24 protein-coding genes and 2 pseudogenes are annotated in these 25226 nt (G+C 50.7%); 13 read left to right on the forward strand and 13 right to left on the reverse strand.

Annotation, left to right across the window (positions count from 1 at the left end; translation table 11 throughout):
• The first annotated feature begins 153 nt into the window (after window positions 1–153).
• The 4 genes and pseudogenes from IPI63_RS10205 (at window position 154) to IPI63_RS10210 (ending at window position 5003) form a co-directional block, all read left to right on the forward strand.
• The gene (locus IPI63_RS10205; protein WP_292478644.1) at window positions 154–4185 is read left to right on the forward strand and encodes an SdrD B-like domain-containing protein; all 4032 of its coding nucleotides are present in this window, start codon (window positions 154–156) and stop codon (window positions 4183–4185) included.
• Window positions 4186–4347: 162 nt separating this feature from the next.
• A pseudogene (locus tag IPI63_RS13120) lies at window positions 4348–4563 on the forward strand (hypothetical protein); the annotation flags it as partial.
• Window positions 4564–4574: 11 nt separating this feature from the next.
• Window positions 4575–4721, forward strand: a pseudogene (locus tag IPI63_RS13125) (hypothetical protein); the annotation flags it as partial.
• A gap of 57 nt (window positions 4722–4778) precedes the next feature.
• On the forward strand, window positions 4779–5003 hold the full coding sequence (locus IPI63_RS10210) for a hypothetical protein (protein ID WP_214065819.1): 225 nt from the start codon (window positions 4779–4781) through the stop codon (window positions 5001–5003).
• Between the two features lie 319 nt (window positions 5004–5322).
• On the opposite strand, the gene IPI63_RS10215 is transcribed toward IPI63_RS10210, so the two are convergent.
• The 3 genes from IPI63_RS10215 to IPI63_RS10225 form a co-directional block, all read right to left on the reverse strand.
• Window positions 5323–5811 carry a hypothetical protein gene (locus IPI63_RS10215; protein ID WP_292478311.1) on the reverse strand — a complete coding sequence of 163 codons (489 nt, stop codon included), beginning with the start codon at window positions 5809–5811 and terminating at the stop codon, window positions 5323–5325.
• 29 nt (window positions 5812–5840) lie between these two features.
• Entirely contained in the window at window positions 5841–6326 is a 486-nt protein-coding gene (locus IPI63_RS10220) for a hypothetical protein (protein WP_292478312.1), read from the reverse strand.
• Between the two features lie 66 nt (window positions 6327–6392).
• Window positions 6393–6917: a hypothetical protein gene (locus tag IPI63_RS10225; RefSeq protein ID WP_292478313.1), complete on the reverse strand. Its 525-nt coding sequence runs from the start codon at window positions 6915–6917 to the stop codon at window positions 6393–6395.
• A 177-nt stretch (window positions 6918–7094) separates the two neighbouring features.
• On the opposite strand from IPI63_RS10225, the gene IPI63_RS10230 reads away from it, so the two are divergent.
• From IPI63_RS10230 to IPI63_RS10255, 6 genes are all read left to right on the forward strand, one after another.
• Complete coding sequence (locus IPI63_RS10230) at window positions 7095–8474, forward strand: rhodanese-like domain-containing protein (RefSeq protein ID WP_292478314.1); 1380 nt, start codon at window positions 7095–7097, stop codon at window positions 8472–8474.
• Window positions 8475–8704: 230 nt separating this feature from the next.
• Entirely contained in the window at window positions 8705–9694 is a 990-nt protein-coding gene (locus IPI63_RS10235; protein ID WP_292478315.1) for a cation diffusion facilitator family transporter, read from the forward strand.
• Window positions 9695–9710: 16 nt separating this feature from the next.
• Window positions 9711–10181, forward strand: coding sequence for a universal stress protein (locus tag IPI63_RS10240; protein ID WP_292478316.1), 471 nt, complete (start codon window positions 9711–9713; stop codon window positions 10179–10181).
• A gap of 372 nt (window positions 10182–10553) precedes the next feature.
• Window positions 10554–12020, forward strand: coding sequence for a catalase (locus IPI63_RS10245; RefSeq protein WP_292478317.1), 1467 nt, complete (start codon window positions 10554–10556; stop codon window positions 12018–12020).
• 55 nt (window positions 12021–12075) lie between these two features.
• Window positions 12076–12651 carry a rubrerythrin gene (gene rbr, locus IPI63_RS10250; protein WP_292478318.1) on the forward strand — a complete coding sequence of 192 codons (576 nt, stop codon included), beginning with the start codon at window positions 12076–12078 and terminating at the stop codon, window positions 12649–12651.
• Window positions 12652–12668: 17 nt separating this feature from the next.
• Window positions 12669–13190, forward strand: coding sequence for an amphi-Trp domain-containing protein (locus IPI63_RS10255; protein ID WP_292478319.1), 522 nt, complete (start codon window positions 12669–12671; stop codon window positions 13188–13190).
• 101 nt (window positions 13191–13291) lie between these two features.
• Here the strand turns inward: IPI63_RS10255 and IPI63_RS10260 are convergent, their stop codons facing one another.
• Window positions 13292–14011, reverse strand: a complete 720-nt coding sequence (locus IPI63_RS10260) for a hypothetical protein (RefSeq protein ID WP_292478320.1) — start codon at window positions 14009–14011, stop codon at window positions 13292–13294.
• A 419-nt stretch (window positions 14012–14430) separates the two neighbouring features.
• Here IPI63_RS10260 and IPI63_RS10265 point away from each other — a divergent pair, with 419 nt between their 5' ends.
• A complete protein-coding gene (locus IPI63_RS10265) occupies window positions 14431–15381 on the forward strand; it encodes a hypothetical protein (protein WP_292478321.1) in 951 nt (316 codons plus the stop codon).
• Between the two features lie 120 nt (window positions 15382–15501).
• On the opposite strand, the gene IPI63_RS10270 is transcribed toward IPI63_RS10265, so the two are convergent.
• The 9 genes from IPI63_RS10270 to IPI63_RS10310 all read right to left on the reverse strand — a co-directional run bounded on the left by IPI63_RS10270 (window position 15502) and on the right by IPI63_RS10310 (window position 24174).
• Window positions 15502–16224 carry a lipopolysaccharide assembly protein LapB gene (locus IPI63_RS10270; RefSeq protein ID WP_292478322.1) on the reverse strand — a complete coding sequence of 241 codons (723 nt, stop codon included), beginning with the start codon at window positions 16222–16224 and terminating at the stop codon, window positions 15502–15504.
• 272 nt (window positions 16225–16496) lie between these two features.
• Window positions 16497–17198 carry a hypothetical protein gene (locus IPI63_RS10275; RefSeq protein WP_214065209.1) on the reverse strand — a complete coding sequence of 234 codons (702 nt, stop codon included), beginning with the start codon at window positions 17196–17198 and terminating at the stop codon, window positions 16497–16499.
• 147 nt (window positions 17199–17345) lie between these two features.
• A protein-coding gene (locus IPI63_RS10280) for an IS1 family transposase (RefSeq protein WP_292477007.1) occupies window positions 17346–18438 on the reverse strand; the annotation gives its coding sequence in 2 pieces (ribosomal slippage) (window positions 17346–18018 and window positions 18017–18438; 1095 coding nt in all).
• Between the two features lie 178 nt (window positions 18439–18616).
• Window positions 18617–19024, reverse strand: a complete 408-nt coding sequence (locus IPI63_RS10285; RefSeq protein ID WP_214065082.1) for a DUF1699 family protein — start codon at window positions 19022–19024, stop codon at window positions 18617–18619.
• 265 nt (window positions 19025–19289) lie between these two features.
• The gene (locus IPI63_RS10290) at window positions 19290–20282 is read right to left on the reverse strand and encodes a 5-methyltetrahydropteroyltriglutamate--homocysteine methyltransferase (protein ID WP_292478324.1); all 993 of its coding nucleotides are present in this window, start codon (window positions 20280–20282) and stop codon (window positions 19290–19292) included.
• 38 nt (window positions 20283–20320) lie between these two features.
• The gene (gene thrC / locus IPI63_RS10295) at window positions 20321–21664 is read right to left on the reverse strand and encodes a threonine synthase (protein ID WP_292478325.1); all 1344 of its coding nucleotides are present in this window, start codon (window positions 21662–21664) and stop codon (window positions 20321–20323) included.
• 4 nt (window positions 21665–21668) lie between these two features.
• Window positions 21669–22529 carry a CBS domain-containing protein gene (locus IPI63_RS10300; protein WP_292478326.1) on the reverse strand — a complete coding sequence of 287 codons (861 nt, stop codon included), beginning with the start codon at window positions 22527–22529 and terminating at the stop codon, window positions 21669–21671.
• Window positions 22526–22963, reverse strand: a complete 438-nt coding sequence (locus IPI63_RS10305) for a universal stress protein (RefSeq protein ID WP_292478328.1) — start codon at window positions 22961–22963, stop codon at window positions 22526–22528. Before IPI63_RS10305 ends, IPI63_RS10300 begins: the two co-directional genes overlap by 4 nt.
• Window positions 22964–22983: 20 nt before the next feature.
• Window positions 22984–24174 carry an amidohydrolase family protein gene (locus tag IPI63_RS10310; RefSeq protein WP_292478329.1) on the reverse strand — a complete coding sequence of 397 codons (1191 nt, stop codon included), beginning with the start codon at window positions 24172–24174 and terminating at the stop codon, window positions 22984–22986.
• Window positions 24175–24312: 138 nt separating this feature from the next.
• On the opposite strand from IPI63_RS10310, the gene IPI63_RS10315 reads away from it, so the two are divergent.
• A complete protein-coding gene (locus IPI63_RS10315) occupies window positions 24313–24996 on the forward strand; it encodes a 2,5-diamino-6-(ribosylamino)-4(3H)-pyrimidinone 5'-phosphate reductase (protein ID WP_214065077.1) in 684 nt (227 codons plus the stop codon).
• Between the two features lie 37 nt (window positions 24997–25033).
• Window positions 25034–25210 (forward strand): F420H2 dehydrogenase subunit FpoO, encoded by a 177-nt coding sequence (gene fpoO, locus IPI63_RS10320; protein WP_214065076.1) that lies wholly within the window; start codon window positions 25034–25036, stop codon window positions 25208–25210.
• Window positions 25211–25226 lie beyond the last annotated feature (16 nt).

The raw sequence follows: 25226 nt of genomic DNA on the forward strand, positions 1-25226 counted from the left end.
CGAAGTGTGCATCAAATACAGATATGAGCCAGGATTTCGTTTGTATAGAGGTGATTCGATTTGAGAATTAAAATGTGGCTAATGGCTACTGTTCTGATAGGGCTGCTCTTAAGCTTCTCTGCATCAGCAGAGACAATAGCACCACCTTGTGGTATGGTACCCATTCAGCAGGTTAACTATGCGAAAACAGTCGAAGTTGACAAGTTCGATCCGTCTTTGGGTGAGCTAAAATCTGTCACAATAACTGTGGATGCCTGTGGTTATGGATGGCGTACATTAACGAACCAAGATAAAATCTCAACGGGTGTAGATTATTATGCAATTCTCACGGCAAATATGGTCTCTAGCATACCAAGCATAGGTGATCATATTTTACAGATTGGAGATACCTTTGATTTTCACTTGGATCCGAACGAAAGCTATAATATGTTGATCGGCTCGCAGGAAAGCCCTAAATGCGATTACGATAAGTTTATCATAGATGATCCTGCTGATCTGGCTGCATACATTGGTGAAGGAGAAAAGCTGAGTATTCCAGTTATTACGAACAGCAATATCCAAGTCGCAGGGAGCACTGAATGGTCATCTAGTGGTGAAACCTACATGGGCGTCACAGTCTGTGTCACATATGAGTATGATGTCCCGGCTTGCATCAGCGGCAAGAAGATAAATGACCATACAGGCCAAGGCATTGAAGGCTGGATCATCGACCTTCTCAAAGATGGAGCAGTAATCCGTACCACTCAGACCGACTCTGACGGCAGTTATGAGTTCTGCGGCCTCCTGCCAGGCGACTATGAGGTCTGTGAGGAGGATAGAGATGGCTGGAAGCACATGGATGAGCCCTGCAGGGGTATAACCCTCAGCGGTGTGGATGTGGAGGGTGTGGACTTCCGTAACGTGCCACTCCTATGCATCAGCGGCCATAAGTTCAACAGCAAGACTGGAGAGGGTATCTCTGGCTGGAGCATCCAGCTTGAGGATTCTACTGGAGATGTCATAGCTACTACCACAACCGGCACTGAAGGCTACTACGAGTTCTGCGAATTGGTGCCAGGCGATTATGTGGTCCGTGAAGAGAGCAGAGATGGCTGGAAGCACGTGGACCCCGAGGATCCCTACACCGCTGTGGCTCTTGATGATAAGGATGTAGAAGGCATCGACTTCTATAATGTACCTCTCTTCAGCATCAGCGGTCACAAGTTCAACTATAATACACAAGAGGGTCTCTCCGGCTGGACAATCAGCCTTCTCAAAGATGATGTCCTAATAGCTACTACCACAACCGATGCTGATGGCTACTATGAGTTCCTCAAACTTGAACCGGGAGATTATGAGGTCTGTGAGGAGGATAGAGATGGCTGGAAGCACATGGATGAGCGCTGCAGAGATATAACCCTCAGCGGCGAGAATGTAGCAGACGTGGACTTTACCAATGCCCCACTTCTGTGCATCAGCGGCCATAAGTTCAACAGCAAGACTGGAGAAGGTATCTCTGGCTGGAGCATCAAGCTTGAGGATTCTACTGGAGATGTCATAACTACTACCATAACCGACACTGAAGGCTACTACGAGTTCTGCGGATTGATGTCAGGCGACTATGTGGTCCGTGAAGAGAGCAGAGATGGCTGGAAGCACGTGGACCCCGAGGATCCCCACATCGCTGTGGTTCTTGATGATAAGGATGTAGAAGACATCGACTTCTATAATGTGCCTCTCTTAAGCATCAGCGGTCACAAGTTCAACTATAATACACAAGAGGGCCTCTCCGGCTGGACAATCAGCCTTCTCAAAGATGATGTCCCAATAGCTACTACCACAACCGACGCTGATGGCTACTATGAGTTCCTCAAACTTGAACCGGGAGATTATGTGGTCTGTGAAGAGGATAGAGATGGCTGGAAGCACATGGATGAGCGCTGCAGAGATATAACCCTCAGCGGCGAGGATGTGGCAGGCGTGGACTTTACCAATGCCCCACTTCTGTGCATCAGCGGCCATAAGTTCAACAGCAAGACTGGAGAAGGTATCTCTGGCTGGAGCATCCAGCTTGAGGATTCTACTGGAGATGTCATAACTACTACCACAACCGACACTGAAGGCTACTACGAGTTCTGCGGATTGATGTCAGGCGACTATGTGGTCCGTGAAGAGAGCAGAGATGGCTGGAAGCACGTGGACCCCGAGGATCCCTACACTGCTGTGGTTCTTGATGATAAGGATGTAGAAGACATCGACTTCTATAATGTGCCTCTCTTCAGCATCAGCGGTCACAAGTTCAACTATAATACACAAGAGGGCCTCTCCGGCTGGACAATCAGCCTTCTCAATGTCCCAATAGCTACTACCACAACCGACGCTGATGGCTACTATGAGTTCCTCAAACTTGAACCGGGAGATTATGTGGTCTGTGAAGAGGATAGAGATGGCTGGAAGCACATGGATGAGCGCTGCAGAGATATAACCCTCAGCGGCGAGGATGTGGCAGGCGTGGACTTTACCAATGCTCCACTTCTGTGCATCAGCGGCCATAAGTTCAACAGCAAGACTGGAGAAGGTATCTCTGGCTGGAGCATCCAGCTTGAGGATTCTACTGGAGATGTCATAACTACTACCACAACCGACACTGAAGGCTACTACGAGTTCTGCGGATTGATGTCAGGCGACTATGTGGTCCGTGAAGAGAGCAGAGATGGCTGGAAGCATGTGGACCCCGAGGATCCCTACACTGCTGTGGTTCTTGATGATAAGGATGTAGAAGACATCGACTTCTATAATGTGCCACTCTTCAGCATCAGCGGTCACAAGTTCAACTATAATACACAAGAGGGCCTCTCCGGCTGGACAATCAGCCTTCTCAAAGATGATGTCCCAATAGCTACTACCACAACCGGCGCTGGCGGCTACTATGAGTTCCTCAAACTTGAACCGGGAGATTATGAGGTCTGTGAAGAGGATAAGGCTGGCTGGCAGCACATGGATGAGCCCTGCAGAGATATAACCCTCAGCGGCGAGGATGTGGAGGGTGTGGACTTCCATAATGTGCCACTCCTATGCATCAGCGGCCATAAGTTCAACAGCAAGACTGGAGAGGGTATCTCTGGCTGGAGCATCCAGCTTGAGGATTCTACTGGAGATGTCATAACTACTACCACAACCGACACTGAAGGCTACTACGAGTTCTGCGGATTGATGTCAGGTGACTATGTGGTCCGTGAAGAGAGCAGAGATGGCTGGAAGCACGTGGACCCCGAGGATCCCTACACCGCTGTGGTTCTTGATGATGAGAATGTAGAAGACATCGACTTCTATAATGTGCCACTCTTCAGCATCAGCGGTCACAAGTTCAACTATAATACACAAGAGGGCCTCTCCGGCTGGACAATCAGCCTTCTCAAAGATGATGTCCCAATAGCTACTACCACAACCGGCGCTGGCGGCTACTATGAGTTCCTCAAACTTGAACCGGGAGATTATGTGGTCTGTGAAGAGGATAGAGATGGCTGGCAGCACATGGATGAGCCCTGCAGAGATGTAACCCTCGAACTAGAGAATGTGGCAGACGTGGACTTTAGCAATGCCCCACTTCTGTGCATAAGCGGCCACAAGTTCAACAGCGAGACTGGAGATGGTCTCTCTGGCTGGAGCATCCAGCTCAAGGATTCAACTGGGGCTGTCATAGCCACTACCACAACTGGCACTGGCGGCTACTACGAGTTCTGTGGGCTTGAAGCAGGCGATTATGAGGTCTGCGAGGTATTGAAATCAGGCTGGAAGGCTGTAGGACCGATCTGCATAGATGTGACACTGATCAGCCAGGACTCTACAGACAACGACTTCGAGAATGAGCCGGATATTCCGCCATGTGTGTGCCCGTTCCTGATCAAGAACGATCTGTACACTGCTTCCTGCGATGAGGTCAAAGTCGTTGATGCCGATAATGGAATCCTAGCCAATGATCCTGCTGGCTCAGTGGTGCTCAATCCGGAATCAATAACCATTGATCCCAAGTATGGCACCATCGAGGTCAATGAGGATGGATCCTTTGTCTACGATCCCACTGTAGCCACTGGCCGCATCAGCTCTGGCAGCTATGTGATCTTCAAGTACAACGCCAACAACGGGTACTGCGATTCCAAGTATCCTGGAATTGCCAAGATTCAGGTCAGCTGCCCCAGACGATAAACCTCAAAAATTTTAATTTTTTTATTTTTTTTTAAATTGACCATCCTCGCTTATCAGCCGATCTTATGGGTTTCTTCTGATATGCTAAAGAGTAAGAACATATAAATATTTTCATTATAATTACTTAATACTTAGCTGTAAGCTTACAGTCAGGGCCATGAAGGCATTCTTAACTGGGAGATCACTCTTATCAAGCCTGATGGCGAAACGGTTCGCAGCAAAACCGATATAAATGGCGATTACTCATTCTCAGGCCTTGCCCCAGGCGACTATAAGGCCTGCGAGGAGACCCGCGATGGCTGGATTCCCAAGGATCCTATCTGCAGAGAGGCAGCTCTTGTGGATGAGGATATAGAGGGATCGACTTCCAAAATGAACCGCTCTTCTGCATCAGCGGCCACAAGTTCAACAGCAATACCGGTGCTGGAATCCCTGGCTGGTGGATCACCCTCAGCGATGCAAATGGCGCAAAGACCAGGAAACAAACCGGCACAGGCGGCTACTATGAATTCTGCAAGCTGGCATCAGGCGAATATACAGTCAGCGAAGAACTCAAGGCTGGCTGGAAGCCGATCGGGCCGGCCAGTATACCGGTGATACTTGATTGTGCAGACTCTGAGGACAACGACTTCGAGAATAAGCCGGTCACTCTCCCCTGCATGTGCCCGTTCTTCATCAAGAACGATCTGTACACTGCAAGCTGCAAAGAGGTCAAAGAGGTCAGGGCGGACAAGGGAATACTGGCCGATGATCCCGCTGGCTCAGTGGTGCTCTATCCCGAGTCGATAACTATCGATCCCAAGTACGGCACCATTTAGGTCTTCGAGGATGGCTCCTTTGTCTATGATCCCACTGTAGCTACTGGTCGCATCTATTCTGGCACCTATGTGGCATTCAAGTACAATGCCAACAATTGATTCTGTGATTCCAGGTATCCTGGGATTGCCAAGATACAGATCAGGTGCTGAAGAGAGCAAAGCGCAAATACTGATTTTTAATTTATTTTTTTTTTAAATCGGTCTTTGCAGCGATCAAGACTGTTGCCCCACGAACTCTTCTGTCATATATGAAGGGGCAAAAATGACCTCTATCCAAATGCATTAAGGCCTGCAAAAAAATGGGTTTGTGGCGAAAGCTTCAGACTCCGCTCAGATATTCACCGACGGCCCTTCCACTCAGATACTCGCCGACTTCCCTTCCACTTTGGGATTTCTCGTACAATCTATCGATATCTGCATCTGAAAGCATGTTCATATCATTGGTGCTTACTTTCATGCCCGATGATCCATCGATCTCGTGTACAATGCCTTTTGAGGGGACGGTTTTGTTGGTAATAAGAACTGGCTTGCTCAGGTCTATTGGAGCGTCCATCTTATCGTCCATCTTGTTCATCAGCATAGCTGGATCTTCTCCGAAGTTGGCCCTCACCCAGGCGTTGTACAGGTCAACCTTGGCATTGAAGCCATTGATATCCTTTCCATCAAGGGCAAGCTGGTAGGCCTGGCCCATCTCAAAGCCTCTCTTTAAGCCCTCCATGGCTCCAATCTGCCAATCAGTATATTCTGCGGCCACTGCCAGGCCTGCCAGACACAAAAGTATCGAAATATACACCATTTTATTCTTCATACTCAATCACTCCTTTTTCCGGTAAGCATCTATCTTAACACCGAGGGCAGTATGTAGCCCTTGCTCTCCCTCACAACTGGAGGTTCAACAGCCACATAACCATCTATGTAGAATGGCTCACTGGTGTAAGGATCCAGGTAGAAGTACTTCATCTCCCCTGTGTCGGGAATCTTGTAGGCATAGATCGGATAACCCTTGAAGGGGTCGACTCCCACCTGAGCTATCCCGCCCTCAGTGGCATTAAAGCCTTTCCAGGTGTTAAATGGATCAGTTAAAAGCTCCCCATCCACAAGCAGGCTTCCTTTGGGCGCCTTTCCCCAGCTCCAAAGGGTATCTTTCTCGCTCTTATTTTCTGTCGTTTTGTTCGATTGGAAATCATCTGCCTTCAGGCTTGCCAGTATAGTCCTGCCGGACTCTCCGCTCAGGCTCTGGTAGCTGCTGGCACTCTGGGCAGAGCAATCCCATAGCAATAGACAAGCTAATGCTATGACCATTACTGCCGATGCAGTCTTCATACCGAACCCACCAACTAAAGGTTGTCTCCCGACGATAAAAGGCTTTCGCAAGGCAATTCTTTAATTTTATCTGAGTATCGAAGGCAATCGATATTGTTCTTCCTGGATATAATGCCCGGAGAAAGGAGTGAAGCTAGCATATATCGGCTCGCCAGTCTCCGGATTGAAGTAAACATATACCAGTTTTCCGGTATTGGTATCCATATATGTATAGTAATGCTGCCCGGTGATCGGATCAATATAGGTTTTGACCTTCTCTCCCGTAGCCGGATCGATATAGGAATAGGCTGGTATATCTCCATATGGATCGACAAGCGAATAGCCCAGCCAATCGCGGATAATGCTCAGGTTCTTCAATCTGTACTTTGGATCGCCTACGATATTGCCGTCCACAATCAGGCTGCCTTTGGGCGCGCCTCCCCAGCTCCAGATATTTTGATTGCCCTCTTTTTCCTCTGTCTCCTCTATCTCCTGAGCATTCGAGGCTTTAAAACTGCTCAGGACATTTCTGCCGTAGTCTCCGCCAACGTTCTGAAAGCCGTCTCTCTCCTCAGCAAGAGCGCTTCCGGCCAAGAGGCATGCTATAAGCATTGCTGGTAATGCCATTGAAGCTGCAGATGCAGTTCTCATACTGACCCCATTGGCACTGGAAGGGCTCAGGGCAATAAAAAGCTTTCGAGTTCATCCTGTTTTTGTGCAGGGGGAATGATGACCGTTCTTTTCATATGCATGGCGACAATACTCATTTATCTGTTCATCTGACGAGAGGTGAGAATTATTATCATCCATCAGTTCTTCGTCCCTGGCATCGCCCATAGCTCCTACCTTGTCGCTGGAGATAATGCCTGTGCAGTCATCGACCCGGAGCGCAACATCCTCCCATACCTTGATTCTGCCCGGAGGATGGGCCTTAAGATCACCCATATCCTGGAGACGCACCTGCATGCAGACTTCATATCAGGCCATCTCGACCTGGCGGAGGCCACTGGTGCCAGGATATATGTTCCCGCATCCGGCAATTGTGCTTTTCCTCACCAACCTTTAAAGGAGGGTGATTCTATCAGTTTGGAGGATATAGCCTTCTCAGTTATCGAGACCCCAGGCCATACCCCAGAGCACATCTGCTACATTGCCGCCGACATGAGCAGGGCAGATGCTCCCGTCTCTCTCTTTTGTGGTGACACCCTCTTCGTGGGGGACGTGGGAAGGCCGGACCTCTTTCCCGGGAGGGCAGATGAGCTTGCCAGGGCCCTTTATCATAGTCTGCAGGAGAAGATCCTCACCCTTCCCGACCACTGCGAGGTCTATCCAGCTCATGGCATGGGATCGCTCTGCGGACGCTCGATGAGCGCGAAGAGGAGCAGTACCATTGGCTATGAGAGAAGGTACAATTATGCCCTGCAGATGCAGGATATCCAGGAGTTCGTGCACTCCTTAACCTCGAATATGCCTGCTGCTCCGGACCATTTCGCTCGCTGCTCTGAGATCAACCGGGTGGGCCCCAGGCTCATGAAAAGCCTATCATCTCCTCAGCCTATGGGCCCGAAGGCCTTCTTTGATAGCACCAGATCTGAAAGAACGGCCGTTTTGGATCTTCGAAGCTATCCGGCATTCTCCGGCCTGCACATCCCTGGATCCTGGAATATCGATCTTGCCGGCAGCTTCGCAACCCATGCAGGCTGGGTCATGCCTCCTGAGAGGGATATCTTCTTGGTGGTTGAAGTGAATGAGCAGGTGGAGGAGGCCGTAGTTCAGTTGCGCCGCGTAGGTCTGGACAACGTATCAGCATTCCTGGAAGGAGGCCTGCTGGCCTGGGGAGCAAACGCCCTGCCAGTAGATAGCGTTCCAGTAGTAACCCCTCAGAAGGCAGTTGATATGGTGGCAGCAGAAGATGCGGCGATCATCGATGTCCGGTCATTTGATGAGATGACCGATGATTGCGTCAGAGGCTCGATTCAGATCCCCTGGCATGACCTCAGGACCAGGCATAGGGAGCTATCCAGAGATGGAAAGTACATTTTGATGTGCAAAGGGGGGCGAAGGGCGAGCATCGCTTCCAGCATTCTCAAGATGAACGGGTTTGCAAATGTCTACAATATGGCCGGCGGCTTTGCTGCATACCAGAAGCTGGGAATCTGCACCCTCTGAGCAGGCTGGCTTAGCTTCCTGTCTCTGGGGGGCGGAGAGAGCAGCGGGAAGACTCCCTATGGGTGACAATTATGTAACAGGCAGCCATTAATAGTTCCTGTAGCCATCGAATTCATGTAGCCATCAAATTCATATAATCATCAAATTCATATAATCATCGAATTCATGTAGGCATCAAATTCATATAATCATCGAATTCATGTAGCTATTCACAATTCACGGAAGCGATCATGGAAGACGGTGTTGAAAAAAGAGACAAGCGCAAGAGGAATGTAGCTCTTCTTTCTGTTTTTTCCAATACGAGCCTGGTTTTTCTTAAGATCACCATCGGGACGATGATGGGCTCTGTCTCCGTCATCTCCGAGGCGATCCACTCCGGGATGGATCTGATGGCCGCAGTCATCGCTTTCTTTGCCATCAGGACATCGGCCAAGCCGGCTGATGAGGATCATCCCTTTGGGCACGGAAAGATAGAGAATATCTCCGGGATTATAGAGGCATTGCTGATCCTCCTTGCCGCCGGCTGGATAATCTATGAGGCAGCAGGAAAGCTGAGGAGCCCTCAGCCTTTATCTGAGCCGGTTTGGGGAGTGGCAGTCATGCTGTTCTCAGTTGCAATCAACATGCTCGTATCTCACAGGCTCTTCGTGGTGGGAGAAGAGACGGACTCCATTGCCCTGAAGGCCGATGCCTGGCACCTGAGGGCAGATGTTTATACCTCATTGGGAGTACTGATAGGCCTCCTGATCATTCTTCTGGGAGGTTATATCTCGCCCGGAACGAATCTGCAATGGGTAGATCCTGTCGCGGCGATATTGGTAGCACTGCATATCGCCCGTACCTCATATCATCTGATCATTGAATCAGCCCAGGACCTCATTGACCTCGGCCTTCCTGATGATGAGGTGGAGGAGATAAGAGGGCACATAGCCGCTTTTGCGCCCACAGTGAGAGGGGTCCACAGGCTGCGCACAAGAAAAGCGGGAGGAGACAGGTTCGTCGATTTTCATCTCCGGGTGGATGCCGCCATGTCCGTGGATGAGGCCCATCGCATTACCGATATGATCGCATGCTCCATCAAGCAGCATTATCCGGGGACTACAGTCACCATCCATATTGAGCCCTGCAATTGTGCCATGGCGAACGCGGGATCATGTGGTTGCCTGCTCTCAGATGAGGCAAGGCAAGAGATCTGCTCTAAAGCCGGGAGAAAGATATAATCAGGAGGTTCATGATATGTTCAAGAAGATAATGATTGCTTCCGATGGATCGGAGACGAGCATGAGGGCTGCTGAGCTGGCAGTTGAGCTGGCCAGGCTCTCTGAAGGCTCCATCACTGTGATTTATGTGGTGGATATCCACCGGCTGGCCAGCCTTCCTGGATATACTTCATTTCCCAGCATAAGCGGCAGGCTGATGGAACTCATGCTCAAAGAGAGCGAGCAGGCCACTGCCGAGGTGGGGGAAATGGCATGGGATGCAGGAGTGCCTTTCAGACGGATAGTTGCTGAGGGAGAGCCAAGTGATGAGATACTGAAAGGAGCCTATGAATCCGGCTCGGATCTTCTGGTTGTGGGCAGAATTGGCCGCAGTGGTCTGGAGAAGATAATGCTTGGTTCTGTGGCGGAGAAGGTGGTGCGCCATTCCAAAGTTCCTGTTCTCATTGTCCCGGCATTGAGTAGATGGCAGAATAGATTGCAGAATTGATGACAGAATTATAGCAGAATGATGACGGAATTATAGCAGAATTGATGACAGAATTATAGCAGAATGATGACGGAGTAGATGGCAGAATTGATGACAAATTACATGCGATTTATTAGGTAATAGGAATTCTTATATAATCTCCGCACATAATTGACGGCAACGGATAAGAAGATCTCATAACCGCTATGAGACTGAGTACAGAAGATAACAGATTCACTGGTTCAGGATAGAAGAAAACCAGATGATTTTCATAAGAATCAGCCATAGCCGGTTCGGATCGATCACAGACTTCTTGGCCGCAGGCCTGCGTTTCATGCTCTCAAAAAAAAGGAAGAAGAAACGCAAGTGATTGAACCTCAGGGGAGAAAGGCGATGCCGGAAAAGAGAGATAAGAAGCTGACTACCAGTGTCGGCGCTCCAGTGGCCGACAACCAGAATGTAATGACTGCAGGAATCCGCGGGCCGATGCTTCTCCAGGATGTATGGTTCCTGGAGAAGCTCGCTCACTTCGACCGGGAGGTGATCCCGGAGAGGAGAATGCATGCCAAAGGCTCAGGCGCTTATGGCACATTCACTGTCACCCATGACATAACCAGGTATACCAAGGCCAGGGTATTCTCAGAGATCGGAAAGAAGACCGATCTTTTTGCCCGCTTCTCCACAGTGGCTGGCGAGAGGGGGGCTGCAGATGCTGAGAGGGACATCCGTGGATTTGCTGTTAAGTTCTACACTGAAGAGGGAAACTGGGACCTGGTAGGAAACAACACTCCTGTTTTCTTCCTCAGAGATCCTCTTAAGTTCCCCGATCTGAACCACGCTATAAAGCGCGATCCAAGGACTGGCATGCGCAGTGCCGCGAGCAATTGGGACTTCTGGAGCTCCCTTCCCGAGGCCCTGCATCAGGTGACTATCACCATGAGCGACCGGGGTATCCCCTACTCCTTCCGCCATATGCATGGATTCGGCAGCCATACCTTCAGCATGATCAATGCCAAGAACGAGCGGGTCTGGGTTAAGTTCCACTGGATCACCCAGCAGGGCATCAAGAACCTGACCGATGAGGAGGCAGAAGCTGTGATAGCCAAGGATCGGGAGAGCCATCAACGAGATCTGTATGAGAGCATCGAGAGGGGCGAGTACCCCCGCTGGAAGCTGTTCATCCAGGTGATGACTGAGAAGGAGGCGGAGACAGTTCCCTATCATCCCTTCGACCTGACAAAGGTCTGGTATCATGGCGACTATCCCCTCATCGAGGTGGGGGTGATGGAGCTGAACCGCAACCCCGAGAATTTCTTCGCCGAGGTGGAGCAGGCGGCATTCAATCCAGCAAACATAGTTCCAGGAATAGGCTTCTCTCCGGACAGGATGCTGCATGGAAGGCTGTTTTCCTATGGCGATGCCCAGCGCTACCGCTTGGGTGTGAACCATCATCTGATCCCAGTCAACCGGGCCCGCTGCCCCACCAATGTATATCACCGGGATGGATTGATGAGGGTGGACGACAATCAGGGAGGCATCATAGCATATGAGCCAAATAGCTTCGGCGAGTGGCAGGAGCAGCCAGAGCACCGTGAGCCGCCTTTGAAGCTTGAAGGGGCAGCCTATCACTATGATTTCCGGGAGGATGATGATGATTACTACACCCAGCCCGGGAAGCTCTTCCGCCTGATGAAGCCGGAGCAGCAGCAGGCGCTGTTTGAAAACACAGCTCGCTCAATGGGAGATGCACCCAGGATGATCAAGATCCGCCATATAGGAAACTGCTATAAGGCCGATCCAGCATATGGCGAGGGCGTGGCCAAGGCCCTTGGAATACCCATGAGCGAGGTCTCCGAGTAGACATCTCCGAGCAAGACAGCACTAATTGGATTTGATATTAATAGGAAGTGAGAGATTGAAGAGCATTAAAGGCACACAGACTGAGAAGAACCTGTTGCTCTCCTTTGCTGGAGAATCGCAGGCCAGGAACAGATACTCCTACTTTGGCTCCCAGGCCAAGAAAGAGGGTTACGAGCAGATAGCTGCTGTATTCCTGGATACAGCGGATAACGAGAAGGAGCATGCCAAGGTCTTCTTCAAGCTGCTGGAAGGAGGAGATCTGGAGATCAATGGCGCCTTTCCGGCAGGAGTGATCGGGGATACAAAAACCAACCTCCTGCAAGCAGCTGAGGGGGAGAAGTACGAGAATACCGAGATGTATCCCGAGTTCGCGGCCGTGGCAGACAAGGAAGGCTTTCCCCACATCGCTGAGAAGTTCAGAAATATCTGCAAGGTGGAGAAGGGCCATGAGGACCGATACCGGGCTCTGCTGAAGAATGTGGAAGAGGGCAAGGTCTTCAAAAAGGATACGAGCGTGGTCTGGAGATGCCGCAATTGCGGATACATTCATGAGGGGCCTGAGGCTCCAGATGAGTGTCCGGCATGCGAGCATGAGCAGGCCTACTTCGAGCTGATGGCCAGGAACTACTGAGCCGTTGGGCTGGAAGGGTGGAGGGGCTGGCATGTCCTCCCTCCATCCATCAAACCTCTGTTAATCATTATTGTGTCATATTCTGTCACCTCGAAAGCATCGAGCCAAAACGCTTTATACACAGAGCCAAAAGCAGGCCGGTGATCATCATGGCTGAACTCACTGGCACACCAGGAAAAATTGAGCTTAAATTTCACTCAGGCAATGGTATCGAGGAGTTCGAGCAGAAATTCGCCCTCACCAATACCGAGGCGGCTGCCTTTTTTAAAGAACTTGCCGAGGAGATCGAGGCGGGCGGAGAGGTCTCTGTGAGGTATGGCAGCATTGATATCTCCATCAATCCCGAGCCCCCGATCGATGTTGAGGTGGAGTGTGAGAAGGATGGGCTTGAGATTGAGATAAAGCTCAAGGCCAGAAGAGAAGAAGAGAAAGGAGAGAAGAGAGAGAAAGAAGAGAAGGAAGAGAAGGGGGAGGAAGAAGAGAAGGGGGAGAAGGAAGAAAAAGAAGAGAAAGAAGAATCATCTCCCGGAAGGGCCTGAGGAATGGTTCTCATTATCTCATAAAGATTTAAAAAGAGATTAGATCTAGTTAGATCGGTTTAGATCGAGTTAAATAAATTAAAGTAGATCAAGGACCTATCTCAAACCGGTCCCACTTTAACCTCATTCATCCCGTGCTGAACGGCCTTTACACCCCTTCCCGCTTTGGCCTTCATATTCATGCTCTGGTCAAACAGGTTGCCATTTGGATCCATGATCTGACCGACATTGCTTCCCATCTGGTTCACCGGGGCATTGCTCCAACCCATTTGCACCATTCCCGCCATCTGCTGGTTGACCTGGTTGTAAGAGCCGGAGATATAGGCGGTATTGCTCATCGTCTGATTGGTATCAGCGCAGCTTTGAGCATATGAAAGCAGCCCTTGCATCAGGGTATTGCCATCCCCGGTAATTGATCCGGTGTTCCAGCCGTTCTGAAATATGTTCTGTCCAATGGCGGTCTGAGAGACCTTCTGGCCGGCTGTGTTGTTATCTCCCAAGACAGCCAGGGCATTGGCCCCGCTCTGGGTTATTGATGAGCCACAGGCCTGCTGGGCTACCCCCTGGCGGACGGCATTATCGTCCCCCACCACCACAGCTGCATTGGCCCCGCTCTGAGTGATCTGGCTGCCATATGCGCTCTGGATCACTCCCTGGCTGATATGATTATTGTTCCCCCTCACCACGGCAGCATTGGCTGCGCTCTGGCTGATCTGGCCGCCGCTGGAGGTCATGCTTATTGCCTGTTTTACTGTGTTTCCTGCAGATGCTGCTGATACCATCAATAGCAGCACCGCTATAGTTGCCACTAGCTTTTTCATCTTCTCTTACCCCACTCAAACATACTGGCTACCAATTCCAGTAGCAGCTTATTCAGATGGCTGCATCATGTGGAAAGCAGCCTATCCGGATCGGGCAGAGGGCAGGAGGATATCACCCGCCACCCGATCTATGCGGCATCATATCCCCACTCTCTTTGCCGCCAAATCCCCTTCTCCTCAGGGAGATAAAGCTTTATTTTTCATATTGCCCTGATATTGGACTGATCTGAGGCAGGCTTGAGACATATGAGACCAATCTGGACGAAAATATGGTGAGATGACAAAAGGATTGCTCTGAGGCTGGCCAATCTCAGCAGAGATCCAAAAGCCGATCCGATGATTACTGCTTGAGAATCGACCCGCCTGTGACCAGCACCCCATAAAAAAACATAAGTACATTCAAATGATAAGTATTATACATGAACGACATATTTTCTCCGATAGAGGCCCTGCGCTTCGGGTGGTATACCCTGAAAAAGAACATCATCTTCTTTTTGGTTCTGATGGTCATTGTAGCTGTCCTATATGCCTTTTCCTCTATGTTAGTGAATGTCATTGTAGCTGCCCTATATGCCTTTCCCTATATGATAGGGATGATCTTCCCGCACCTCTACGATAATCTTTCACAAGCTCCAATAAGCGGCCCTACGATTATCCTTATTATAGTGGTCACAATAGCAGCCGTGGCGATAAATATCACAGTCGAAATGGGCCTGCTGAAGATCGCCCTCAGCTTTCGAGATAATATAATGCCCGAGGTAACGGATCTGTTCAGGAGCTATCCGTTGATTCTGAACTACCTCGCCGCCTCAATAATCTACGTACTTATGGTTTTGGGTGGATTTGCATTATTAGCGGCAGGTAATTTTTTCCTGGGAAGCGGGGGAGGTGTAGGGCAGATCATATTATCATTAGGGTTGCTTTTGCTTGCCATTTACCTGGCTTTGAAATACCAGTTCTATGGTTACCTGATAGTGGACAAGGAAATGGGGCCTATTGAAGCCCTGCTGCAGAGCGACAGACTGACTGCATGCGCCCTTAAGCCCCTTCTTATTTTCTGGCTGCTGCTTTATGGCCTGATGATCATCATATACATTGTCCTTAGCGTGCTTTTTGCCCTGCCAATCGGCATTCTTGCTTTTTCCGAATTCAAGAGTCTCTTCGCGATCTTCGCAGCGGCCATCTTCAAAACGGCCATAGATTTCATCTCTTTCACCATCAAACTCTTAATTATAGTGCCCATCACCAAGCTATCCACCGCATATATTTATAGGGCTTTGGAGGAGCATCACATGTCATCAGCATCAGAAGAGGTTGAGCCAGAGGTTGAGCCAGAGGTTGAGCCAGAGGTTGATGAGATGATGGACTGAGGCCGGCCAAGGTCGGTGCAAAGAGCAGCGGATGCAAAGCCAGGAGCGAATGGAAATCGATGACCCAATAAGCAAATATCATAAAATAATAAAAATATATTCGCCCTGCCCCCCCGTGCCTCATATCTTTGCGTACATCTCAAATGCCTCTTTAGGCTTTTTCATTGCCAGCAGGGCATGTATCCGGCTAATCAGCGCAGGAGAATAGGCGGGATCGATCTCCAGGGCCTTATCATACTCCTGCTGGGCCTCTACATGCTTTCCATCAGCCTCGAGGGCCAATCCCCTGGACAAATATGCCTGCTTGAAATTGGGATCAACTTCCAAAGCCTGATCGAAGAGCGCTTTGGCATCCTCATATTTGCCCAGGGTCATTTGAGAGACCCCCATCCGGTACAGTGCCTCCTTATATTTCGGATCCAGAGACAGGGCACCATCATATTTGGCTAATGATTCCTCATACATCCCCTGCAGCTGAAGTAGATTGCCCTCCCGGTACCAGTAATATTTGCTCTTATTGTCCAGCTCCGTGGCTTTAGCAGCAGCTATGGAGGCATTGGAATAGTCCTTTGCCGCCATATACGACTCTGCTGCTCCTGACCAGGCAGCCGCTCTATCGCCGTCCAGCTGCAGGGCAGCGCCATAGGACTGGATAGATCCATTGTAGTTCTTAAGGGCCCTCTCTGCATCTCCCTTATGAATCCAGGCATCTATGTATGTGGGATCCTGGGCCACCGCCTTATCGAAATAGGCGAGGGCATCAGTATAATTCTTGGTCGCATAGAGCTGTGAGCCCTTCCAGTCGAAGTATTCCGTCTCCTCAGCGGTGCAAACGCCGCCCAACAGAGTTAAACACGCCAAAATGCTAAACAGCTTCATGATTTTAACCTCCGTATTAGGTCTCTTAAATCATAATTCTTTTCAGCCAGGTTTATCATTAGTTAAATGCGAACACCATAGTTAAAAAATTTTGTGGTTGTTTTGGCGGGGATAGATATGAATCCAACTGCAAGATAAGAAAAATACGGAAGAGATTATATAGAGGAATTATATAGAGGAATTATACAGAAATGATCATGCGATAGATAATTGATCTCATGCAGAAATAGGTCGCATCATGCCCTATCTGCCTCTTCGCCCTCGATGAGATTGCGCAATATCAGCTCCTTTTTGCAGGCCACAGCCACATCATTGTTCTGCAGATAGACCATCTTGGGGGTCCACTGCAATAGGACTGATGCATCGGATGAGAATACTATTCCCCCCTCGGCCAGGCCAGCGATCAGGGGCAGGTCCTTTCTGAAGGCCACCACTCTCCGAGCATCAAGTGATATGGCCAGTAATGCATAGTGGCCTTCCAGCCTCCTGAATGCATCCATGCAGGCATGAATGAATCTCTTGCCCTCCTCCAGCCCCTCTTCTATCAGATGTGCAATCACCTCTGAGTCAGTGCTGCTGGCGAAGATATGCCCTCTGGAGATGAGCTCCTCCCTCAGCTCCCTGTGATTCTCAATTATGCCATTTTGAACGATGGCCACCCTCTTTTTGCAATCGGTGTGCGGATGAGCATTGGCCAGGCAGATATGACCATGTGTGGCCCTCCTGGTATGGGCTATGCCGATGTTTCCCTCAAAGTCCTTCAGGCGGTCATCATCAAATGCACCATTCATTCTTCCTACCGATTTTGAGATGCACAACTGATCAGATACAGTGGCGATGCCCAGAGAATCATAATCTATTGACTCCAGATTCTTGAGGCCTTGAAGCAGGATGGGCTTAGCCTTCTCCTTGCCGATATAACCAACTATCCCGACCATTCCGATCCATCCAAGGATGATTGCAATCTATTTTTACTTTCAATTTTATATATTATTGATTCCGTTGGCTGCCCCACTGATAGACCAGACATTTTACCCCACACTATCCCGAATTCAGGACAAATGCCAATTGTCGGTCGTGAGCCTCTAATGGGTTTGAGTTTTGTAATATGGAAAAGTCAAGAGTTCCTGCAAGCTCCAGACATGATCGATTAAGCCAGCTTGCTTCGCGGGACTATTGAACTTCGTTATGCCCATCTCATTTCTATATTTTAGAGCACGATGCTTTCGGCAGTAGTTGAAGTGCGCGAAATATAGGGTCATTTGGTTATTCAATTCTGCAGTCTCCTTAGAGAAACCTATGGTTTTCCTTGATATGCGGTTATTATCTTGTCTGCATGTCAGGTTTTGCCGTTCAATGTAGCTGGTAGATATCATTTTGTGGTCTATATCTTTGCCAAATATGATTCTCTTGACCACTTTTTTTAGTCTACCGTTGACCCTCATTTTAATGACTTGAGCATATTGTAATAGTTCATCTACGATTAATTTAGGACTTCGAGGTCGCCCTCGCTTGCCTGTTGGTGCGAACGGCTGTAGTTTTCCATATTGCTTTCGAAGAGCTGCTGCATATAGTCTTAATCCATCTGTCACAAAGAGCGGCATTGATCTGAGTCTTTTGGCAGTATTTGAAACGAGCTGATCTGCATTTTCCTGAGATCGCTCACCGATAACATGTGAAAGCACCAACCTGCAATTTGCAGCCATGCTTATCCAGATCCAAGTTCCTTTATCTTCGTATTCACCTTCTCTGGGTAGTGTTTTTCCCCACAAAAGTCCATGCCTCGTCCATCTCTACCTTTGGGGTCTCTACATCCTTCAAGACAACTTCATTGACTTTTTCACTATGCTTTGCTGCTTTCGAGATCCAAGTGCTTACAGTAGATGGTTTTGACTCAAGGATCTCAGCTATTCCTAAGACACTCATTCCACGCATGGCCATTTTTAGAGCCAGCTTGATCTTTTCTTCGTTTGTTCTTGTGTCATAGAATGCAGTGTTAGTTCTATCACAGAATCTGGTACCACATGTGTGGCAAATATATTTCCTGACCTTGCCGGAGCTTATCTTGTAAGTTCCGTACACAGTGACGTTTCCTTTCCCAGCAATTCCAAATAGATTGCACTGCTCATTCGGGCATGCTACATCCAAGAATCGAGGCTTTGGACCTCTTTTGCCCATTTTGCTACACCCCATGTAGCATATAGGAATAGGTTATATAAATAACAGCCGATTGTAGATTCACGACCCAATTGTCTGCAAAAGATAAATACTTGCCGCTGGACTACACACTGGACTGCTGCAGCCTGTATGGCTCATATACTGGCCGGTGCCACCTTGAGATGCTCATCCGATCTATTCAGACCATCACCTGCTCCCTGAGGATATAACGGATGAGATCCTCTGAGAGCTTTGTCTCCCTCTGCAGCTTTTTCACAGTCTCCTCAATGCTGTTTCCCTCAGACATCAGAGTGGAGATCCGGTTCACCACCCGTTCCCCGATGGCAAAATACTCATCAATATCCTTGCGATGGCCCCAAACATCTCCCTTCAAGAGCTGAACCCCCTGAATCTCCAGGAACTGCTGAGCAGCCCGGGACAGAGTCTCATGGTAGGATGGTGGAATCTGTACTGCTCGCAGGCGGGGGCATGACTGCACCAGGTTCATAACATCCATATTGGAGGCCCTGAAGGCCAGATGAACCAGTTGCTCATTTCTGTTCAGGTCGGTGATCTCTTTTTTTGAACTAACAACCCTCAGCTTCATGGTACTCATCAATGCTCTTAAAATATTTATAGATAATGGTAATCATAGTACTCCTTAATTAGATATACTGAAATCCGAACTTGAATTTAGAAAATATTTCTTTATCGGATCATAACACCGTAAATATGATCGAATAATTGTTAAATAATTTAACATGTTTTTTCGATAAGAAAATTTTTATATTTTTTAGGATAGCAATTGCCCGGCAAGCGCCAATTAGCCAATCCATTCAGATTGAGGCGGTCCGGCTTTGAGACTCAGAGCCTCAGAGGTGCTCAGAACGAAAAGAGGCAATGGCTGCAGAGCAGTTCCTGAGCAGATCTCCCGCCAGCTCCTGGCTGGGCCAGGACCCCAATCCACAGTCCGGGCCGGTGGCAATCAGCCTCTCCCCGAACATGGAGTAAGCCTGGTCCAGTCTGCCCTTCATAACCTGAGGCGATTCCATCTTCAGGATCTCTCTTTCCAGGCGGGGCAGATCCTCCCAGAGATTGGTCCCATGTATATCATTAAGCTGGGCGGAAAGGGCGAGGATGTCAGTGCGGGCGATTCCCGCCCTCAGATAGGTCTCCGTCTCCTCCAGTAGATCTCTATCGATCAGCCTCAGATAATCCGGATGAGCAGCGGACTCGACGCCCAGGATGTTGATCCCCGATACACGCGCGCAAAGGCCGGCATAGAGGGGAGAGTGCAGATGCACCTCGCAGTCCATTTCCCGGCAGGGGCGGCTGGCGATCTCTAAAGCCTCCTGGATCTCCTCTTCAGTGAAGATTATGCTGGAGTTCAAACCGAGGCTCGGCTCATCCAGGGAGGCGAGGGCCATCTTTCCTCCCTCCTTCGCCCCCTCCAGAAACCTGGAGACGCTCTCGGCCAGAGTGTAGAGGATATCGTTGTAGGCGGTGGCTCCAAAGGCGGATATGTAGAGCTCAATCGGCCCGGTGACGCAGACCCTCACCTTCTGGCCGGCAGGGACAGCCTCCATCTCCAGGATCCTCGCCTCATCCCTCTTGATCAAGAAGGGGCTCTCAGTAATATCCGGATCCTGGATGGGATCCATGAACATGCGAATCATATCCCTCAGTTGAGGGTAGGTGGGAATCTCCACTCCAGCACTGATCTTCTCCGTCAGAACCTGGCCTGCCACCTGCAGATACTGCTCGCGGGAGAGGCCATCCAGCCGGACCCCTCTGGGCAGAGGATAGCTTCCGATATCATCGAATATTATTCCCTTTATCCCGTCATTCCCTCTGCCTTTCTGCATCCCTCATCCTCCCCTTTGCCCCTCTCCTCTCCGCTCGATCAGAAAAATTCCATTAAATATTCTTTGAGAGAGGCATAACCCCCGGCCATCCTCAGGTAGTTCTCTTCCTTCTCATCCAGGCTGGCCATAGCGGGAGGCAGCGGGGGATTGATCCCTGTGAGGCGCACGATCTCATCCGGGAACTTGGCAGGATCTGCTGTCTCCAGGGAGACCGCCGGACTCCAGTCCCCGAACTCTCTCAGATATCTCTGAAGACCGGCCCATCCCACCGCCCCGTGAGGCTCCAGGAGGACCATATGCTGGGTGTAGGCATCTTTTATTGTCTGTCGGGTCTCTTCATCGCTGATGGATACAGCATAGATCTCCTCGCGCATGGCAGAGAGTTCTGGATGCCGGATCACCCGGCCGCTCTCATCCATCTGGCCACCATAAAGAGCGAACAGCCGGGCCAGGTTGCTGGGATGGCCGACGTTCATGGCATTGGAGATGCAGTTCTTGCTCGGCTGGATGGGCTCATATCTGCCCGTCTGCATAAAGAGGGGAAACTCATCATTCTCATTGGTGGCCGCCACGAACTGCTTCACGGGAAGGCCCATCTTCAAGGCGATCAGCCCGCCCATCAGGTCACCGAAGTTGCCGCTGGGAACGGAGAATACCACCTTCTCCCCACCTGGTGCCACCCGGGAATGGGCATAGAAGTAATAAACCGCCTGGGGCAGGAGCCGGCCAATATTTATGGAGTTGGCAGAGGAGAGCGCCAGCCCGGCCAGATCAGGATCGGCAAATGCCTGCTTGACCTGGGCCTGACAGTCATCGAACTTTCCAGCCACTGCCAGGGGATAGATGTTCTTGCCCAAAGTTGTCATCTGCCGGCGCTGCCTCTCTGTGACCTCTTTTTCCGGGAAGAGCACTATCACCCTGATATTCTCCAGACCGTAGAATGCATGTGCTACTGCAGAGCCAGTATCTCCGGAGGTGGCAGTCAAGATGATTATGCTCTTGCCCTCCTCTTTGAGGAAGTACTGCATCAGCCTTGCCATCAGGCGGGCGGCAAAGTCCTTGAATGAGCAGGTAGGGCCACGATCCAGCCGGAGAAGATACTTGCCGTCATAGACCCTCTCCAGGGGGACATCAAAGCTGTAGGCATCTTTTAGCATATCCAGAAGGGCCTGCTCAGCAACCAGCTCTCCGATATAGGGTTTGATGACCTGGTAGGCGATCTGATGATAGCTCATCTGGGGGAAGCCCTGGATGATCTCCTGGGAGAGGATGGGGAGGCTCTCTGGCATGTATAGCCCCTTATCCGGGGCCTGGCCGGCCAGAAGGGCCCCTTTGAAGTCCACCCTTTCCTGGTGGCCATTGGTGCTGAAGAACTTGATCAAGGCATCAGGCTCCCGATCTTTCGCAATAGTCCACTAAAGCCAGCAGGATATCGGTGTCCTTGAGCATTCCCATCAGCTTGCGGCTGGCCCTGACCACAGGCATCTGATCGATCCGGTTCTTGCGCATCACAGCAGCGCAGTCGCTCACCTTATCCGTCTTGAAGGCCGTCTTTGGAGGAACCATTGCCTCGCTGACCGGGATATCGCGCAGTTTTATTCTGGAGACGGTGTAATACTTATTGATGATCTGCATCACCCGGTCCCACATCCAGACGTCCTCTCCCCCATCTGCGGACATATCCGTCTTCTCCACAGACTCCTCGATTACACTGGCCTTGATCAGGTCCCGGTCAGAGATGATGCCCACCAGCTTCAGATCGGTATCAATAACCGGACAGGCCTCGACGGCGGCAAACTCCATAATCGATCCTGCCACTGGAAGGGGCATCTCACTCCAGAGGACGACTGTCTCCTTCTGCAGGTAGGGCTCTATGCTCTCTGTTATCTCCATATCCACAGCCACCTGGATGATGTCCGCTACAGTGACCATTCCCACCAGCTTTTTGTCCTCCACCACCGGCAGCCTTCTTATCTTGTGCTGTACCAGAAGCCTTGCGGCCTGAACAGCGCTCTTATCCGGGCTGATCACCACTGGATCGCGGGTCATGAGCAGAGCAGTCTGATCCTCCTCCCGGTTGCGGAGCAGATCGGAGCGGGTGATGATTCCCACCACCTCGCCCTTCTTCACCACCGGCAGGCCTGATACCTTCCTATCCTGCAGGGTCTTCAGGACGTCATCCCTGTTTCCAGGGATCTGGGCATAGGCCACATCCCGGACCATCACATCCCTGACGAGAATGCTCAAGACTCCTCCCTTGGAACGGTCAGGACGGGGATCTTGGAGTTGCGTACCACCTTCTCAGCCACGCTCCCCAGGAGGAACTTATCCAGGCCTGTGCGGCCCACGGCACCGACGACGATCATATTCATATCACCCTTCTTGGCATAACGTATGATCTCATCGCTGGGATTGCCCTCTACCACCTCACCCTTGAAGTCCACCCCCTTCTTCTCCGCAATCTCTTGCACCTGATCTATTGCCTCTTTTCCCTCTTTTAGCAGGAGCTCTTTGATGCTGAACAGCAGCATATCATCGGGAAGGTGAGCCGTTCTCTGTGTATCTGCTACATAGATGGCGTAGACCCTTCCACCAGAGAGCTTGGCCAGCTCCACTGCAACTTTTGCCGCTCTTAATCCATGCTCCGATCCATCGGTTGCCGCTAGAATCTTCTCGAACATGATCCACCTCAGAACTAAGTCTAGAATATTGCTAATATATCAGTCGGCTCGGCTCTTCGCACAATGCTATGAAGAGGATGGAGCGATCCCCAGAGGTTGTCCGAGTCTTCGTTGATTACCATCACCTTAGCCTCTTTTCCCTCCTGGATGGACCCGAGCTTCTGATCAAGTCCCATTATTTTAGCGCCATTTAGAGTGCACATCTTAAATACCTGTCTGTCATCATGTAGCAAAGCCCTGCTTATCAGATGCATCTCCGCGAACATATTCGGAGAGTTGAGCATCACATTGTCCGTCCCAACCCCCAGAACTATCCCCAGCTCCATCATCTTTTTTACATTGGGAACGCCAGATCCGGTGATGAGGTTGGATCGGGGGCAGATCACCAGGGGGATGCCTGCCCGGGCCACAGATCTTAGATCAGACTCCTCTGCTCTGCTCATATGCACCAGATGATCAGGCAGCAGGGAGAGAGCATCTTGTATATCGTCTCTTGATGCCTCGCCTGCATGGATAGCCACTTTCTTTCCCGCCCGCCGGGCCTCTCCGACCATCCTCTGGACTGCTCCAGTATCATGATCCCTGGTGCTGCTCATCCCCAGGCCATAGCAGCCCTCTGGGGTCACTGTATCTCCCGGCAGGGGCCGGCCAAAGATGCGCATCAGAAGGGGTATGTCCCTTGCTGCCTCCTCGAGCATCCTGATCCCCTCCTCTCCCCCCTCGCGGAAGTCGGCAAAGGCACAGGTGCCCGAGGCCATCATCTGGAGCAGGCTTCTTCTCATGCCCTCGATGAGATGCTCGCGTGGCGTGCTGCCCAGCAGATGCATCTTCAGCCCTCCTGGACCGACGAGCTGCGGAAGGGGCTGGAAGGGAGGATCCTTGAAGGCCGAGTCGCCCAGATGAAGGTGGGAGTTGACGAAACGGGGACAGATTATCCCCTCAAAATCGGCGTCTACCCGCCCGGTGTCCACCTCTTTAATCATTCCGTCCCGGATGCTGATGTAGCCCTCCAGGAGCTGGAGATCATCGCCATAGATTATGGTCCCCTGGAGAAGGAGCTCATCCCGTCCGGGCCAGGCTCCATCAGGCATATCTCCATCGGGCTTATCTCCGCCAGGCCTGACCTCACCAGACATATCTCTGCCCGGCCCATCTCCACCTGGCCTGCCTCCGGCGGACCTGGGTGATCTGGGTATTATGACCCTTGACATGGCTATGGGTATATGAAGAGGCAATCTATTTAGCTTCTCTTGATAGCCTCTAGTGAGCGAATGGTTAGATCGGAATAAGGATGAGGAGAGTATAACGGTAGATAGTATAACGGTGGATAGTATAACGGCGGAGATCATTTGAGGCGGCCCTTTGTATTCATAAATAGCGCCATGAGCGCTGATGGAAAGATCAGCTCGATAGATCACAAACAGATAAGGATCTCAGGAAGAGATGACCTGACGAGGGTGGACGAGCTGCGGGCTTCAAGCGATGCCATCATGGTGGGAGTGGGGACAGTCCTGGCGGACGATCCCGGGTTGAGGATCAAGTCCAGGCTCCTGCAGGAGAGGAGAAAGGATATGGGGCTGGATGAGGAGCCACTGCGAATTGTGGCGGACAGCAATGCCCGCACCCCGGCCAATGCAAAGGTCCTCGGAGCGAGGTGCGTGATCGCCATCTCTCGTTCTGCCCCTGAGGAGAGGAGAGTGGGGCTTAGATCTCGCTGTGAGATGATCGAGTGCGGCGCTGAGATGGTGGACCTCTCAGAGCTCATGGGAGTGCTGTATGATCGGGGTATTAACCGTCTTATGGTGGAGGGGGGGGCTCGACTCAACTGGTCACTTATAGAGCTAGGCCTGGTCGATGAGATCTACGTTTTTATTGGAGGCTTGATCATCGGGGGGGAGAGGGCACCCAGCCTGGTGGATGGCTCTGGATTTCGCAGCTCTTTTCCCAGGATCAGCCTCCTGTCTGCTCAGAGGATGGATGAGGGCATTCTCCTCCAGTGGAGCTTCGATCGCAATAGAAAAGTTCAACAATGAGAACATCCTACATCCGTACGTAGGAGATGAATCTGATATGGCTGACTGTGATCTATGCACCCGCGCTCGACCAACACTCTATCCCATAAAGGCCCCTGTGCACAACCTGACCTATCCTGAGGGGGCTTATAAGGGAGTATGCGATATCTGTCTAGAGCATCTGGAGAAGGGATGGCAGGAGCGTTTCGGGACCAAGCCGGAGAACAAGGAGTAGATCTGTTATATCCAAG

This window comes from Methanothrix sp. (assembly GCF_016706325.1).
Taxonomy (GTDB): domain Archaea; phylum Halobacteriota; class Methanosarcinia; order Methanotrichales; family Methanotrichaceae; genus Methanothrix.